This window comes from Pseudarthrobacter sp. Hb11, from assembly GCF_059383655.1.
The window spans coordinates 279,550-294,760 of the sequence record NZ_JBWZCM010000001.1 but is presented as its reverse complement, the minus strand read 5'-3'; the positions used below and the strand labels follow the sequence as shown (position 1 = coordinate 294,760).

The window sequence follows — 15,211 nt, the reverse complement described above, 5'->3', positions numbered from 1 at the left end:
GGACGTTGTGACCAGCCCTAGGCAAGGGCTGAAGCGTCCTCCAGGGCGCAGGCAATCTCGGGCGGCAGCGGCGACAGCTGCGCATCCAGGATCTCCTTGAGCTGAGCAGGCGTGCGCGGGCCCACTATCGCCGTCGCAACCCCGTGCTGGGACAGCAGCCAGCTCAGAGACACGTCCTGGGGGCTCCGGCCCAGTCCCTTGGCCGCCATGCACACCGCCTCGACGGTCCTGGACGCCTTCCCGTCAAGGTAAGGCTCCACGTAGCCGGCTTCCGTTGCAGATGCTCCCCGGGAACCGGTGGGGATGCTGCCGCGGTACTTCCCGGTTAACACCCCACGGCCCAGTGGCGCCCATGCCATCAGGCCCAGGCCTGCATCCTCAACTGCTGGAATCAGCTCAGCTTCCGGCCGCCGCTGCAGGAACGAGTACTCAGCCTGGGCGGCGGCGAGGGGAAAACCTGCGATGGCCGCGGCCTTGGCCGTCTGCCAGCCGTTGAAATTCGACACTCCGGCGTACCTGGCCCTGCCGGTGCGGACGGCATACTCCAACGCAGACAGCGTTTCCTCCAGGGGCACGTTGCCGTCCCAGGCCTCAGCGAACCAGATGTCCACGTAGTCCGTGCCCAGCCTGGCCAGGCTGGCCTCCAAGCCGGTGAGCATTGCGTTCCGTGACGTGTCCACGCCGCGGCGCCCATCCGGCGTCGTCAGTCCCGCTTTGGTGGAGATGGAGATCTCCGTGCGGGCAACCACGTCCCCCAGCATCGACCCCACCATCGCCTCCGACCGTCCGTCGGCATAGGAGGCAGCCGTGTCCACATGCCGGCCGCCTGCGTTCAGGAAGGTGCGCAGGAGCTCCGAGGCGTCCTGTTCGTCGGTCTCGCCGGCCCAAGACATGGTGCCAAGGGATAGGGCCGAAACTCGCAATCCACTGTTGCCGACGTAACGCTGCTGCATAGCAGCAAGCTTACGGGCAGAACCAGCACTGCCCTTGCCGTAGGGTCTTAGCGTGAACTGGTTTGAGGCGGCCCTGCTGGGCCTTGTGCAGGGACTGACCGAATTTCTACCGATCTCATCAAGCGCCCATCTGCGGATCGTGGGGCAGTTTCTGCCCAATGCAGCCGACCCCGGTGCAGCCTTCACCGCCATTACCCAGCTGGGCACCGAAACAGCGGTAGTGATCTATTTCTGGCGGGACATCGTCCGGATTGTGAAGGCATGGTCCGGTTCCCTCGCCGGAAAAGTCTCCAGGCAGGACCCTGACGCCAGGATGGGTTGGCTTGTGATCCTGGGCAGCCTGCCCATTGTTGTCCTGGGCCTGCTGTTCCAAGACCAGATCGAGTCAGTGCTCCGCAGCATGTGGATCGTCGCCACCATGCTGATTGTGTTCGGCCTGTTCCTTGCCGTCGCGGACGCAGTGGGCAAACAGGAACGGGACCTCAGCCAACTGACGTACAAGCACGGCATCCTTTACGGCTTCGCCCAGGCAATGGCGCTCATTCCCGGCGTGTCCAGGTCCGGTGGCACCATCACCGCAGGCCTCCTGATGGGCTACACCCGCGAAGCGGCCGCGCGGTACTCGTTCCTGCTGGCCATTCCCGCGGTGTTCGGCAGCGGGCTCTTCCAGCTCTACAAAACCTTCACCAAGGAGGGCATCACCGGCCCCTACGGACTGCCGGAAACAGCCCTGGCCACAGTAATCGCCCTCGTGGTGGGCTACGTCATCATCGGCTGGTTCCTGAAATTCGTCTCCACCCGCAGCTACCGCCTGTTCGTCTGGTACCGGATCTTCCTGGGCCTCGCCCTGTACCTCCTTCTCGGTTTCAATGTCATCAGTGCCTAGCACTAGGCTTGGCGTGTGAAATCCTGGATCTCCCGCCCTGTTCCCGACGTGCCCGGCAGCATGCCAGCCATCCGGTTGTTCGATACCGCCGTAGGCCGGGAGGTGGCCCTGGAAACAGACGGCCGGCCCTCCATGTACGTTTGCGGCATCACGCCGTACGACGCCACGCACATGGGCCACGCTGCAAGCTATGTGGCGTTCGACCTCCTCAACCGGGTTTGGCGCGACGCCGGCCATGACGTGTCCTATGTCCAGAACGTGACGGACGTTGACGATCCGCTGCTGGAACGCGCCACGGCCACGGGGGTGGACTGGCGCGACCTGGCGGCAAGCCAAATCGAGCTGTTCCAGACAGACATGCAGGCACTTAACGTCCTCGCCCCCGACCACTACGTGGGCGCCGTCGAATCCATCTCGCTGATCGTGCCCGAGGTGGAACGGCTCGTCAGCCTGGGGCTGGCCTACAAGGTGCAGGGCACCAACGGGGAGCCGGACGGAGATGTTTATTACGACGTCGAAGCAGCTGGCAAGCAGTCCGCGTCACCGGACGCGTGGTCCCTGGGATCCATTTCCGGCCTTTCGGAAAGCGAGATGCTGGAGCTCTTTGCTGAACGAGGCGGTGACCCCGGCCGGTCCGGGAAGCGCCAGGCCCTGGACCCGCTGTTGTGGCGGGTGGAGCGGGAAGGCGAGCCGAGCTGGCCCGGCGGGAGCCTGGGACCAGGCAGACCGGGCTGGCATATCGAATGCACGGTCATCGCGCAGAAATACCTGCCCTCACCCTTCACCGTGCAGGGCGGCGGCTCGGACCTGATCTTCCCGCACCACGAAATGGGTGCCGGCCACGCATACTCACTCGCCGGGGTCCCGCTCGCCAAGCACTACGCCCACGCCGGTATGGTGGGCCTGGACGGCGAAAAGATGAGCAAGTCCAAGGGCAACCTGGTGCTGGTATCAAAACTGCGCGCAGTGGGGGAGGACCCGGCAGCCATCCGGCTCGCCATCCTCGCCCACCACTACCGCTCGGACTGGTCCTGGACGGACGAAGGATTCGAGGCCGCCAAAGCCGACCTTGCCGCATGGCGCACGGCACTCGGCCACGCTCCTGCCGGCTCGGGGCCAGCCCTCATTGCAGAGATGCGCGCCGCCCTGGCTTCCGACCTTGACGCACCCGCCGCGCTTGCGGCTGTTTCCCGCTGGGCACGCCAGTCCAACTCTGCCGCCGGCCCTGTGAGCGGCGAGGACCAGGCATTGGTGCGGGACGCCGTCGACGCCCTACTCGGCATCCGCCTCTGACCAAGCCGCCGGTCAGGGCGACTGGTGCAGGGGAGCCTTCTGCGTAAGGGCCTCCTCCGGCGGGCGGCCGCGGGAGCGGGCGCCTTACGGCCTGTCCTGCCCGCGGCGTTTGAGGTAACGCTCAAACTCCCGGGCAATGGACTCGCCGGTCGCTTCCGGAAGGTCTGCCGTGTCCTTTGCCTCTTCAAGCTGACGGACGTAGGCGGCGATCTCCGGGTCCTCGGTGGCCAGTTCGTCCACGCCCCGTTCCCACGCGTCGGCTTCCTCAGCCAGCTCATGGGTGTCCAGCGGAACCTGCAGGAGCTCCTCTATCCGGTGGAGGAGGGCCAGCTGCGCCTTCGGCGACGGCGCCTGGGCCACGTAATGGGGGACGGCCGCCCACAGCGAGACCGTGGGGATTCCCGCCAGGAGCGCGACTTCTGAAAGCACTCCCACAATTCCTACCGGGCCTTCGTACTGCGACGCTTCCAGGTTCATGCGTTCCCGCAGCGGTGCATCGTCCGAGGAGGTGCTCACCGGAATGGGCCGGCTGTGCGGTACATCTGCCAGCAGGGCGCCCACCAGGACAACGTAGTCAACGTTCAGCGCTTCTGCGTGCACCAGGAGTTCGGCGGTGTAGGCCCGCCATTTATAGGACGGCTCGGTGCCCTGGACAAAAATGACGTCCACGTTCGAACCAGGCGCGCTGGCCTTGTAGATCCGCGTGGAGGGCCACTTGATCTTGCGTTCGCCCGCGGCGTTCCGGCGGACAGTCGGGCGGGTGAACTGAAAGTCGTAGTACTCGTCGGCGTCTATGGACGCCACCTTCTTGCCGCCCCACAGCTTGTTCAGGTACCGCAGTGAGTCGCTCGCGGCTTCGCTGGCGTCGTTCCAGCCTTCAAAGGCGGCCAGCATCACTGTGACACGCTGCCCGTCAGCCACAGGCTGCAGGAACCGCTCACGGGCGGGTATGGCACCCGGTTCGGTGGTGTCTCCCTCGAAGCTATTCATTTCTTCACCCTACGTCCAAGGGGCAGGGTCTTGCATTGAATGAAGCGCCGAGAAGCGCGCCTAACTGTGGCCAAACGGCAGCAAAGCCGGCTGTATTCGCCGAGGGCGTAGCCACAGCCCCCGTACAGACTGTCCCCGTAGACTGGGGGCATGCGATTGCCAGCCTCCAGTTCCCCACTCAAAGCCGTCCTCTGGGACATGGACGGCACCATCGTGGATACGGAGCCCTACTGGATAGCGGCTGAACATGCGCTGGTGGAAGCCCACGGCGGGACGTGGTCCCATGAACAGGCCATGCAGTTGGTAGGACAGTCCCTAACGTTCTCCGCCGGCCTCCTCCAACAGGCCGGCGTCGATCTCGGGATCCGCCAAATCATCGACACCCTCACCGCTGAAGTGGTGGCCAGTGTCAGGAAGAGCGTGCCGTGGCGCCCGGGTGCCCGGGAACTCCTGGAAAACCTCCACCTTGCCGGTGTCAGGTGCGCCCTTGTCACCATGTCCGAGGGGCCGCTCGCCCGGGAAGTGGTGGCCAGCCTGCCGCGGCCATACTTCGAGGTGGTGGTCACCGGGGACACCGTGACTCAAGGAAAGCCGCACCCCGAGGCGTACCTGAAAGCGGTGGAACTGCTCCAGCAGGAGGACCCTGACCTGGGCATCCACCACTGCGTGGCGCTGGAAGATTCAGAACCCGGCGTGGCGGCGGCAGTGGCGTCCGGCGTGGCCACCGTTGCCATTCCCCACATCGTCCCGTTGCCGGAGGACCGCCGGTACACGTTGTGGGAGTCCCTGGCGGAACGCTCGCTGGCCGATCTCGAGGACCTGGTTCTGGCCCGCTCAGCGGCGCCGTCCGCTGCAATACCCGCGGGAGTCCCGGTGAATCTTCATGACTGAGACGGCGGCTCCGGTTCGCCGCGAAGGCATCCCGCTGGGCAGGATTGCCGGTGTTCCTGTTGTCCTGGCCTATTCGTGGTTCCTCATCGCTGCCTTCACCGTGATTGTTTACGGGCCGGTACTTGACCGCAGCAACCCGGCCCTTGGTGCCAGCGCCTACGTCGTCGCGTTCGCCTACGCTGTCCTGCTGCTCATCTCGGTCCTGGTCCACGAACTGGCCCATGCCCTGACGGCCAAGATCTACGGGTGGCCAACGCAGAAAATCGTGCTCAACCTTTGGGGCGGGCATACGCAGTTCGAAAGCTTCACTGCCACCCCCGGACGGTCCGTCCTGGTGGCCCTTGCCGGCCCCGCCGCCAACTTTGTCCTGGCCGCCGGAGCCTGGCTGATGCTGACCGGTGCCACCCTCGGCAGCGTCGCCGAAATCCTCACGAACATCTTTATGTGGGCGAACTTCCTTATTGCCGTCTTCAACGTCCTGCCGGGGCTCCCGCTGGACGGGGGCAGGCTGGTGGAGTCCGTCGTTTGGAAAACCACCGGCAGCCAGGCCAAAGGGACGGTGGCAGCAGGATGGGGCGGACGCCTCATCGTTATTGCCCTCGGCTACTGGTTCATCCTGCGGCCGCTGCTTGCCGGTGATTCGCCGGAGTTCAGCCTGCTCATGATCACTATCCTTGTGGGCGGTTTCCTGTGGATGGGTGCTTCGGCAGCCATTCAGCAGGGAACGCTGCGCGGGCGCCTTCACCTGGTCAGTGCGGCCGGCTTGTCGACGCCGGCCGTAGGGTTGCCTGCCACTGCGTCGGTCCAGGACGCCCTCCAGCTTGGTCCACCGGGCTCAACCGCGGTAGTGGTCTGCGGTGTTGACGGACGCCCAGAGGCCGTGGTTGATCCTTCGGCGCTTGCATCGGTTCCCGCCTCTGCGGCGGGGACCACTCCCATCACTGCTGTTTCGTACGCCCTGGCCGTCGGCGCGTATGTGCCGGAATGGTCGAAAGGGCAGGAACTTCTCCACTTCCTGTCCCAGCTCGAAGGGCGGGACTACGCCGTGGTGGACCACAACGGCAGGGTTACCGGGCTACTCTCCCAGGACGCCGTATTGTCCGCGATCACGGGCCGGCGCCAGCAATCCGGTAGGCAACCGCAGGGCCGGAACCGGTAGAGTTACCTGCCGGTCGTGCATTGCCGCCGCAGAAGCCACAATGTCTTTGAGGTCATTGACGCGGGGGCGCAACAGTTTTACAGGAGCGAGGAAAATCATGAGCAGCGAAACTGCCGTCAACGAAGCCACAGCAGCAGCCCAAGCCGGTGTTGCCGCCAGCGGCTCGCAGCCGGTGGGAGCTGCCCGTCGCCGCGGACCCTTCCGGGAAGGCGAACGCGTCCAGCTCACGGACGAGCGGGGACGCATGAACACTGTCACCCTCGAAAGTGGCGGGGCCTTCCACACCCACCGCGGCTTCCTGAACCACGATGAAATCATCGGCAAGATGGACGGGTCAGTAGTCGTCAACAACGTTGGCCAGCAGTACCAGACCCTCCGCCCCCTCCTCTCCGATTTCGTCCTCTCCATGCCCCGCGGCGCTGCCGTGGTTTACCCCAAGGACGCCGGGCAGATCGTCACCATGGCCGACATCTTCCCGGGCGCCCGGGTAGTGGAGGCGGGCGTTGGCTCCGGCGCCCTCTCCATCTCCCTCCTGCGGGCTGTTGGAGACAACGGCTACCTGCACTCCTTTGAACGGCGTGAAGAGTTCGCGGACATCGCCCGCGGGAACGTAGAGACCATCTTCGGCGGCCCGCACCCCGCCTGGCAGATCTCCCTGGGTGACTTCCAGGAGGAAGTTGTGCGGAGCGAGGCGCCCGGCTCGGTGGACCGCGTGGTACTGGACATGCTGGCGCCCTGGGAGTGCCTCGATGCCGTGGCTACAGTCCTGGCGCCGGGCGGCGTGTGGATCAACTATGTGGCTACCGTTACGCAGCTCTCCCGGACGGCCGAGGCCATCCGCGCAGACGGCCGCTTCACCGAGCCCGACGCCTGGGAGTCCATGGTCCGCGGCTGGCACCTCGAGGGTCTCGCCGTCCGCCCGGACCACCGCATGGTGGCCCACACGGGGTTCCTGCTGGTCACACGCCGGCTGGCCGACGGCGTCACCGGCATCTCCGTTAAGCGGCGCCCCTCCAAGACAGACTTCAACGAAGAGGACGTCAACGCCTGGACGCCGGGTGCTGTGGGGGAGCGGCTGGTCTCCGACAAGAAGCTTCGGCGCGCCGCCCGCGATGCCATTGCGGGGACCAACGTCAAGGACACGCCGGAGATCACGAACTAGTCCATATTTCGGGAGTCTCCCTCCCTACCCGCCTTCTTGGGACTAAGGTCTTAATAGAAGCGCAGGAAGGGGCTGATACATCATGGAGACGCCAAACCAGGACTCCGGACGTACACCGGCAGAGCAGTCTGCCGCCAACGACCTCTCGGTTGCGGACCGCCAGGTCAACATCCTCAGGGACAAGCTCAGGCACATCGACCGCCAGCTGGCTGCGGCAACGCAGAACAACACCAAGCTGGTTACGATGCTTGAGGCCGCGAAGGCCGAGATCCTTCGGCTGAAAAACGCCTTGGACCAGGAAGGACAGCCTCCCTACAGCTTCGGCACCATTCTTCAGCTGAACCCGCGCAGGCAGCCCTCGCCGGGCAGCAGCGGGCAGGCCGCCACTGAAGAATCAGTGGACATCTTCAACGCTGGCCGGAAAATGCGCGTGGGCATCAGCCCGCTGGTGAACATCAACCAACTGGCCGTGGGCCAGGAGGTCCTCTTGAACGAGGCGCTCCTCGTCGTCGCCGGACTCGGTTACGAGCGTGCAGGCGAGCTGGCCACGCTCAAGGAGATGCTCGGCTCCGACCGCGTCCTCGTGGTGGGGCGTGCCGATGAGGAGCGGGTGGTCCGGCTTTCGGGTGCCCTCCTGGCCGAAAAGCTCCGGGTGGGCGACGCCCTCTCCATCGACTCGAGGACCGGCTACGCACTTGAAAAAGTGCCGCGGTCCGAGGTGGAAAACCTGGTCCTGGAGGAGGTCCCGGACATCACCTACGAGGACATCGGCGGACTGGGACCCCAGATCGAACAAATCCGTGACGCCGTCGAACTGCCGTTCCTGCACCCGGACCTTTACCGGGAACACGGCCTGAAGGCCCCCAAGGGCATCCTGCTGTACGGCCCTCCCGGCTGCGGCAAGACCCTCATCGCCAAGGCCGTGGCCAATTCGCTTGCTGCCCGTGCCGCCGAACGCTCCGGAAACGTGGACCTGAAAAGCTACTTCCTCAACATCAAGGGCCCCGAGCTCCTGGACAAGTACGTGGGCGAGACGGAGCGCCATATCCGGCTCATTTTCTCCCGCGCCCGCGAAAAGGCCTCGGACGGCAGCCCCGTAGTGGTGTTTTTCGATGAGATGGACTCGCTGTTCCGCACCCGCGGAACCGGCATTTCCTCCGACGTCGAAACAACCATCGTGCCCCAGCTCCTGAGTGAGATCGACGGCGTGGAGCGGCTGGACAACGTCATCGTCATCGGCGCGTCCAACCGCGAGGACATGATTGATCCGGCCATCCTTCGGCCAGGCCGGCTGGACGTAAAGGTCAAGATCCACCGCCCGGATGCCGAGGCTGCTGCGGACATCTTCAACAAGTACATCACCACGGATCTGCCGTTCCACGAGTCTGACCTTGCAGAGCACGACGGCGACGTCCAGGCCACCGTGGACGCCATGGTCCAGCGCACGGTGGAAGCCATGTACTCCACGGACAAATCAAATGAGTTCCTGGAAGTCACGTACGCCAACGGCGACACCGAAATGCTCTACTTCAAGGACTTCAACTCCGGTGCCGTAGTGCAGAACGTGGTGGACCGGGCCAAGAAGTACGCCATCAAGGATCTGCTCACCACGCACCAGAAGGGGCTGCGGATCGAGCACCTGCTGCGGGCCGTGGTGGACGAGTTCCGTGAACACGAGGACATGCCGAACACCACCAATCCGGACGACTGGGCCCGGATCTCGGGCAAGAAGGGTGAGCGGATCACGTACATCCGCACCATCGTCCAGGGCAAGGCCGGCCAGGAGCCTGGAAAATCGATCGAAACGATGCCCACCACAGGGCAGTATCTGTGACGGCTGCGCCGGAGCCCGCCGCCGGGGGCGCCCTCCCCGCGGGCGGGGCCATGCGTGTCATGGGAGCAGAAACCGAATACGGGATCCATGCTCCGTCCGCCCCGTCGGCGAACGCAACCATGATGAGCGCGCGGGTGGTCCAGGCCTATGCCCAGGTGACACGCCAGCGTGCCGCCGGCGGAGCGGAAACGCGGTGGGACTACACCGACGAAGAGCCCCTCCACGATGCAAGGGGCTGGACAGTGGACAGGGGCTCGGCCCACCCCAGCCAGCTGACCGACCAGCCGCCGGTGCTGGACGCGGAAGCAGTGGCGCTGGCCTACGGCCGGGAGGAACTGGAGCTCGACGGACAGGATGAGTCCGGAACCCTCCTGATGAACATGGTCCTGGGTAATGGTGCCAGGCTGTACGTGGACCACGCCCACCCCGAGTATTCAAGCCCTGAGGTGACGAACCCGCGTGATGCCGTCACGTGGGACGCCGCGGGTGATCTCGTTGCGCTGGCAACAGTACGGCGTCTGGCCTTGGACCCCGACCTGCCACAGGTGAACCTCTACAAAAACAACACAGACAACAAATCGGTGTCCTACGGGTCGCATGAAAACTACCTCACGCCCCGCTCCGTTCCGTTTGGGGACATCGTCCGCGGTTTGACGCCGTTCTTCATCAGCCGCCAGATCCTCTGCGGGTCCGGCAGGGTGGGGATCGGCCAGGACGCTTCCACCCCTGGCTACCAGATCAGCCAGCGGGCCGATTTCTTCGAGGCAGAAGTGGGCCTCGAAACCACCATCCGCCGTCCCATCATCAACACCCGGGATGAGCCGCACTCGACGGCCGACAAATACCGCCGCCTGCACGTCATCATTGGAGATGCCAACCTCAGCCAGGTCTCCAATTACCTGAAGTTCGGGACCACGGCCATGGTCCTCAGCCTCATCGAGGCGGGGCTCGCGCCAAAGATTGAGGTTTACGAGCCGGTGGCCGCCCTCCAAACGGTGAGCCACGATACGTCCCTTACCGGAACCATGCGGCTCATGGACGGCCGTCGCGTCACGGCACTCGACCTCCAGTGGATGTACCACGAAGCCGCCGCCAAGCTGGCGCAGGATACAGGTGTCGGTGATGCCATCGACGGCGACGGGCACACCCATGACGTCCTGGACCGCTGGGCCACCGTACTTACGCAGCTGGACAGCGACAAGGCCGCGGCGGCCAGCTCGGTGGAATGGCTGGCCAAGCTCTCGCTCCTCGAGGGTTACAGGGATCGCGACGGCCTGGCGTGGAACGACGCCCGGCTCGGGCTCATTGATCTCCAGTGGGCGGACATCAGGCCGGAAAAGGGCCTGTACTACCGGTTTCTTGCCAGGAACCGCATGGACAGGATTGTCGACGACGGCGCCATAGCGGCCGCCGTGGGCGAGCCGCCGGCGGACACCCGTGCGTTCTTCCGCGGAAAGTGCATCAGCAACTTCGGCAAGGACGTAGTAGGTGCCAGCTGGGACTCAGTGATCTTCGACGTGCCGGGCTACGGCAGGCTCCAGCGAGTGCCCACCCGGGAGCCTCTTCGGGGAACCAAAGCCCTGACCGGAGCGTTGTTCCAGCGCTACCGGGAAGCGGGCCCGTTCCTCGCGGAGCTCCTGGGACACAACAGCGCTCCGCCTGCGGCATAAACCGCGCCGGACGGCCTGCATCGTGGCAGGATGGGCATATCGGAGGATCCGCCGGATCCGACGGCAGGAAAGGGAGAGGTAACAATGGCAGGCCAGGAGCAGCAGCAGCCGCAATCGCGCGACAGCCAGGTCGACGAGGACATTCCCGAGGCCCCGCCGGCGCCGCCTGAAGCGCAGGCATCAGCATCAACCGAAGGCGTGGACGACCTCCTCGACGAGATCGACGGAGTTCTCGAATCCAACGCCGAGGAATTCGTGCGCGCATTCGTCCAAAAGGGCGGTCAGTAACCGGGACCCGGCAGGTGGCGGAAGCCGCGGACGGCCGGAATCTGTACCGACGTTGAAGAATTACGTTCAAGGAGTGCATGAGTGCAGGAATCAACCGCCCACCAGGTAGCCGCCAACGCCACCTCGTCCTTTACGGAACATCTGCAGCGGGACCGGCCCGAACTCCTGCCGTACAACAGGGGAGTTCAGTCAGCTGCGCCCGGGACCGCGCCGCTGCAGGTTCCGCACGCCACCACCATTGTGGCCATGAGCTACGCCGGCGGAGTGCTGATGGCGGGGGACCGGCGGGCCACCATGGGCAATGTGATTGCCAGCAGGCACATTGAGAAAGTTTTTCCCGCTGACCGTTACTCCGTCCTGGGCATCGCGGGCACTGCCGGCATAGCCATTGACCTCACCCGTCTATTCCAGGTGGAACTCGAGCACTACGAGAAGATTGAGGGCACCCTCCTCAGCCTGGAGGGTAAGGCCAACAGGCTCGGAGCGATGATCCGCGGCAACCTGCCCCTCGCCATGCAGGGACTCGCCGTCGTGCCGCTCTTCGCCGGGTTCGATACCGGCGCCGGCGTGGGAAGGCTCTTCTCCTATGACGTCACCGGCGGCCGGTACGAGGAACACGAGCACCATACGGTCGGCTCCGGCTCCGTTTTTGCCCGTGGAGCCCTGAAGAAGCTGTGGCGGCCAAACCTGAGCGAGGCGGAAGCGGTCTCCGTCGCCGTCGAAGCCCTCTACGACGCGGCGGACGACGATTCCGCCACGGGAGGACCGGACACGGTCCGTCAGCTGTGGCCGGTCATCTACACCGTGGACCGGGCCGGGGCCCGGCGGGTTGCGGAAAACGTGCTCGCCGCGGCCGCGCATACTGTCATCGAAGCCCGCACCAGCGCCGGACGGGAGGCTTGAGATGACCCAGCAGTTTTACGTATCGCCTGAACAACTGATGAAGGACCGTGCGGATTTCGCACGGAAGGGCATAGCCCGCGGCAGGTCCGTTGCTGTCATCAGTTGCGCCGACGGCATTGCGCTGGTGGCCGAGAACCCATCGCCGTCCCTGCACAAGATTGGCGAGATTTACGACAAGATAGCGTTCGCCGCAGTCGGGAAGTACAACGAATTTGAGAGCCTTCGGCAGGCCGGGGTCAGGTACGCGGACGTCCGGGGCTACTCCTACGACCGGGAGGACGTTACCGCCCGCGGCCTCGCCAGTGTTTATGCACAAAGCCTCGGCGCCGTGTTCACCGCGGAGCAGAAGCCGTTCGAGGTTGAACTCGCAGTAGCGGAGGTAGGTCCTACCCAGGCGGAGGACCATCTCTATCGCCTGACCTTCGACGGCTCCATCGCCGACGAGCACCAGTTTGTAGTGATGGGCGGACAAGCCGACAAGGTTTCCGCAGCCATCGAGGACGGGTGGCGCAGTTCATTGAGCTTTGCCGACGCCCTGCGCCTTGCAATGGGGGCATTGGTTCCGGCGGCCGAGAGCGGCGAACAGCCGAAGGCCCTGCCCCCGAAGGCTGTGGAAGTTGCCGTCCTGGACAGGTCGTCCCAGACCTCGCGCGGCTCGCGGCGCGCCTTCCGCCGGCTTGATGACGCGGATATCACTGCACTGCTGGCCTAGGAGGACAGATGGACAAGAGAATCTTCGGCATCGAAACGGAATTTGGGATTTCCTATTCCAGCCCCGACTCGAGGCCTCTTGCCCCGGAGGAGGTGGCCCGGTACCTCTTCCGCAAGGTGGTCAGCTGGGGCCGTTCATCCAACGTTTTCCTTACGAACGGCTCCAGGCTGTACCTCGATGTTGGGTCCCATCCCGAGTACGCCACGGCCGAGTGTGACGACCTCGCGCAGTTGATCGCCCACGACCGGGCCGGGGAGCTGATCCTCGACGACCTCGTGGACGAGGCACAGGCACGCCTCGCAGCCGAGGGATTCAACGGCACGGTCTACCTGTTCAAGAACAACACGGACTCCGCCGGGAACTCCTACGGCAGTCACGAAAATTACCTTATTCCCCGCCGGGGAGAGTTCTCCCGGCTGGCCGAGATCCTGATCCCCTTCCTGGTCACCAGGCAACTCATCGCCGGCGCCGGGAAGATCCTGAAAACGCCGCACGGGGCAACCTTCGCCTTTTCCCAGCGGGCGGACCATATCTGGGAGGGCGTGTCCTCAGCCACCACCCGGTCCCGGCCCATCATCAACACCCGGGATGAACCGCACGCGGATGCCGAGTTCTACCGCAGGCTTCACGTTATAGTCGGTGATTCCAACATGTCTGAAGCCACGGCCCTGATGAAGGTGGGCACGGTGGACCTCGTCCTGAGAATGATCGAGGCCGGAGTCATCATGCGCGACATGCGGATGGAAAACCCCATCCGCAGCATCCGCGAAATTTCGCACGACCTCAGCGGCCGGGCACTGGTCCGGCTCGCCAATGGACGCCAACTCACCGCACTTGAGATCCAGCAGGAGTACCTCACAAAAGTAACAGCGTTCGTCAAGGAACACGGCGCCCACAACCCCCACGTCCCGGTGATCCTCGACCTCTGGGAACGTACGCTGAAGGCGATCGAAAGCGGCGACACCCGCGGCATCGACACCGAGATCGACTGGGCCATCAAGAAGAAGTTGATGGACAAATACCGGGAACGTCACGGCCTCGGCCTGGACGCCCCACGGATAGCCCAGCTCGACCTGACGTACCACGACATCTCCAGAAGCCGCGGCCTCTACTACCTGCTGCAGTCCCGTGGGGCAGTGCGGCGCATCGTGGACGACACGGTCATCAAGGACGCCGTCGACGCGCCGCCCCAGACCACCCGCGCGAAGCTCCGCGGCGACTTTGTCCGGCGGGCGCAGGAGTTGGGCCGGGACTACACCGTGGACTGGGTGCACCTGAAACTGAACGACCGGGCGCACCAGACCATCCTGTGCAAGGATCCGTTCCGCAGCGTCGATGACCGCGTGGATGCCCTTCTCGACTCTATGGGCTGACACCCAGCTTCAGGGGCTATTCTTGATAGAGCCCTTTCGAGGGCCTGCACGCGGTGCCGCCCGCCGAGCTGCGGACCACCGCCTCCATCTTGCCCCGACGAAAGTTCTCTTACGTGCGCCGACTACTAGCACTCCTTCTTCCCGCTTTGCTGATGCTGACCGCCTGTGGCGGTTCGACAGCAGAGTCGGAGCCCACCAGCAAGTCTGCTGGTGAGACTGCAAAGTTCGACTCCCTCAAACTGACCGACAACGGGGACAAAAAAGCTCCCGGCGTGGAATTCGCCAAGCCGCTCGAAGTCGCTGAACCAACCATCAAAGTGGTCACCGAGGGTGACGGCGAGACGGTGAAGGCAAACCAAATTGCCAACATCTCCATCCTTGCCCTGAATGGCACGGACGGATCCACGCTCGAGGACACCTTCCCGAGTGAGCCCGAGCCCCTGGAGCTCAACGAGGAACTGAAAACCGGCAGCGAGGTCATCTACAACGCATTAGTTGGCGCCAAGGTCGGTTCCAGCCTTGCCCTCGCCGTTCCCGGACGGGCCGCTGCTGCCGCCCCCAGCCCCTCCGGCGGTGCCAGCCCGAGCCCGTCAGCCGCCACCGAGCCCACGCAGCTCCTCATTATCAAGGTGCTTTCCGCTTCGGACGTAACCCCTGCCCTGGAGAAGCCCGAAGGTGAAACGGTGACCCCGCCCGCCGGCCTGCCTGCCGTCACCGAGAAAGACGGCATCCCCGAGATCAACGTCAAGGGTGTCGCCGCTCCCACCGCGCTGGTATCCCAGGACCTCATCAAGGGCAACGGCGCCACCGTGAAGGAATCTGACACCCTGACAGTGAACTATGTCGGCGTCACCCTCGTGGGCGGCAAAAAATTCGACTCGAGCTTTGACCGGGGCGAGCCTGCGAGCTTCCCGCTGACCGGCGTCATCAAGGGCTGGACCCAGGGCCTTGCCGGCAAGACCGTGGGCTCACGCGTCCTGCTGGTCATCCCCAAGGACCTGGCCTACGGCGATGCCGGCCAGGGCGAGGCCAAGGGCGACCTTGTCTTCGTAGTGGACATCCTCGGAGCCAAGTAGCAACAATGGCAACAGGCCCGG

At 64.7% G+C, this 15,211-nt stretch carries 14 protein-coding genes; 12 read left to right on the top strand and 2 right to left on the bottom strand.

The window, feature by feature from the left end:
- Positions 1 to 17 precede the first annotated feature (17 nt).
- Positions 18 to 953 carry an aldo/keto reductase gene (locus tag AC50X7_RS01435; RefSeq protein WP_494977426.1) on the bottom strand — a complete coding sequence of 312 codons (936 nt, stop codon included), beginning with the start codon at positions 951 to 953 and terminating at the stop codon, positions 18 to 20.
- Positions 954 to 1,005: 52 nt separating this feature from the next.
- Here AC50X7_RS01435 and AC50X7_RS01430 point away from each other — a divergent pair, with 52 nt between their 5' ends.
- Positions 1,006 to 1,839 (top strand): undecaprenyl-diphosphate phosphatase, encoded by an 834-nt coding sequence (locus tag AC50X7_RS01430; protein WP_494977425.1) that lies wholly within the window; start codon positions 1,006 to 1,008, stop codon positions 1,837 to 1,839.
- A 15-nt stretch (positions 1,840 to 1,854) separates the two neighbouring features.
- Entirely contained in the window at positions 1,855 to 3,132 is a 1,278-nt protein-coding gene (gene mshC, locus AC50X7_RS01425; protein ID WP_494977424.1) for a cysteine--1-D-myo-inosityl 2-amino-2-deoxy-alpha-D-glucopyranoside ligase, read from the top strand.
- Positions 3,133 to 3,216: 84 nt separating this feature from the next.
- Here the strand turns inward: mshC and AC50X7_RS01420 are convergent, their stop codons facing one another.
- Entirely contained in the window at positions 3,217 to 4,122 is a 906-nt protein-coding gene (locus AC50X7_RS01420) for a PAC2 family protein (RefSeq protein WP_494977423.1), read from the bottom strand.
- 150 nt (positions 4,123 to 4,272) lie between these two features.
- On the opposite strand from AC50X7_RS01420, the gene AC50X7_RS01415 reads away from it, so the two are divergent.
- The 10 genes from AC50X7_RS01415 to AC50X7_RS01370 all read left to right on the top strand — a co-directional run bounded on the left by AC50X7_RS01415 (position 4,273) and on the right by AC50X7_RS01370 (position 15,190).
- A complete protein-coding gene (locus tag AC50X7_RS01415; protein ID WP_494977422.1) occupies positions 4,273 to 5,013 on the top strand; it encodes an HAD family hydrolase in 741 nt (246 codons plus the stop codon).
- Positions 5,006 to 6,172 carry a site-2 protease family protein gene (locus AC50X7_RS01410; protein WP_494977421.1) on the top strand — a complete coding sequence of 389 codons (1,167 nt, stop codon included), beginning with the start codon at positions 5,006 to 5,008 and terminating at the stop codon, positions 6,170 to 6,172. The genes AC50X7_RS01415 and AC50X7_RS01410 overlap by 8 nt, the downstream gene beginning before the upstream one ends.
- Before the next feature lie 97 nt (positions 6,173 to 6,269).
- Positions 6,270 to 7,334, top strand: coding sequence for a tRNA (adenine-N1)-methyltransferase (locus AC50X7_RS01405; RefSeq protein WP_494977420.1), 1,065 nt, complete (start codon positions 6,270 to 6,272; stop codon positions 7,332 to 7,334).
- 82 nt (positions 7,335 to 7,416) lie between these two features.
- The gene (arc, locus tag AC50X7_RS01400; RefSeq protein WP_458782030.1) at positions 7,417 to 9,168 is read left to right on the top strand and encodes a proteasome ATPase; all 1,752 of its coding nucleotides are present in this window, start codon (positions 7,417 to 7,419) and stop codon (positions 9,166 to 9,168) included.
- Positions 9,165 to 10,838, top strand: a complete 1,674-nt coding sequence (gene dop / locus AC50X7_RS01395; RefSeq protein ID WP_494977419.1) for a depupylase/deamidase Dop — start codon at positions 9,165 to 9,167, stop codon at positions 10,836 to 10,838. Before arc ends, dop begins: the two co-directional genes overlap by 4 nt.
- 84 nt (positions 10,839 to 10,922) lie before the next feature.
- Entirely contained in the window at positions 10,923 to 11,126 is a 204-nt protein-coding gene (locus tag AC50X7_RS01390; protein WP_015937113.1) for a ubiquitin-like protein Pup, read from the top strand.
- 81 nt (positions 11,127 to 11,207) lie between these two features.
- Positions 11,208 to 12,029: a proteasome subunit beta gene (gene prcB / locus AC50X7_RS01385; RefSeq protein WP_307095045.1), complete on the top strand. Its 822-nt coding sequence runs from the start codon at positions 11,208 to 11,210 to the stop codon at positions 12,027 to 12,029.
- A 1-nt stretch (position 12,030) separates the two neighbouring features.
- Positions 12,031 to 12,741, top strand: coding sequence for a proteasome subunit alpha (gene prcA / locus AC50X7_RS01380; RefSeq protein WP_494977418.1), 711 nt, complete (start codon positions 12,031 to 12,033; stop codon positions 12,739 to 12,741).
- 8 nt (positions 12,742 to 12,749) lie between these two features.
- Positions 12,750 to 14,114 (top strand): Pup--protein ligase, encoded by a 1,365-nt coding sequence (gene pafA, locus AC50X7_RS01375; protein ID WP_494977417.1) that lies wholly within the window; start codon positions 12,750 to 12,752, stop codon positions 14,112 to 14,114.
- A 113-nt stretch (positions 14,115 to 14,227) separates the two neighbouring features.
- Entirely contained in the window at positions 14,228 to 15,190 is a 963-nt protein-coding gene (locus AC50X7_RS01370; RefSeq protein WP_494977416.1) for an FKBP-type peptidyl-prolyl cis-trans isomerase, read from the top strand.
- Positions 15,191 to 15,211: the final 21 nt, after the last annotated feature.

Excerpts from the sequence above, each read along its gene's own strand:
- AC50X7_RS01435 (WP_494977426.1), bottom strand. The coding sequence starts at position 953 with ATGCAGCAGCGTTACGTCGGCAACAGTGGATTGCGAGTTTCGGCCCTA.
- AC50X7_RS01420 (WP_494977423.1), bottom strand. The coding sequence starts at position 4,122 with ATGAATAGCTTCGAGGGAGACACCACCGAACCGGGTGCCATACCCGCC.
- AC50X7_RS01415 (WP_494977422.1), top strand. The coding sequence starts at position 4,273 with ATGCGATTGCCAGCCTCCAGTTCCCCACTCAAAGCCGTCCTCTGGGAC.
- AC50X7_RS01410 (WP_494977421.1), top strand. The coding sequence starts at position 5,006 with ATGACTGAGACGGCGGCTCCGGTTCGCCGCGAAGGCATCCCGCTGGGC.
- AC50X7_RS01405 (WP_494977420.1), top strand. The coding sequence starts at position 6,270 with ATGAGCAGCGAAACTGCCGTCAACGAAGCCACAGCAGCAGCCCAAGCC.
- arc (WP_458782030.1), top strand. The coding sequence starts at position 7,417 with ATGGAGACGCCAAACCAGGACTCCGGACGTACACCGGCAGAGCAGTCT.
- AC50X7_RS01390 (WP_015937113.1), top strand. The coding sequence starts at position 10,923 with ATGGCAGGCCAGGAGCAGCAGCAGCCGCAATCGCGCGACAGCCAGGTC.
- prcA (WP_494977418.1), top strand. The coding sequence starts at position 12,031 with ATGACCCAGCAGTTTTACGTATCGCCTGAACAACTGATGAAGGACCGT.
- pafA (WP_494977417.1), top strand. The coding sequence starts at position 12,750 with ATGGACAAGAGAATCTTCGGCATCGAAACGGAATTTGGGATTTCCTAT.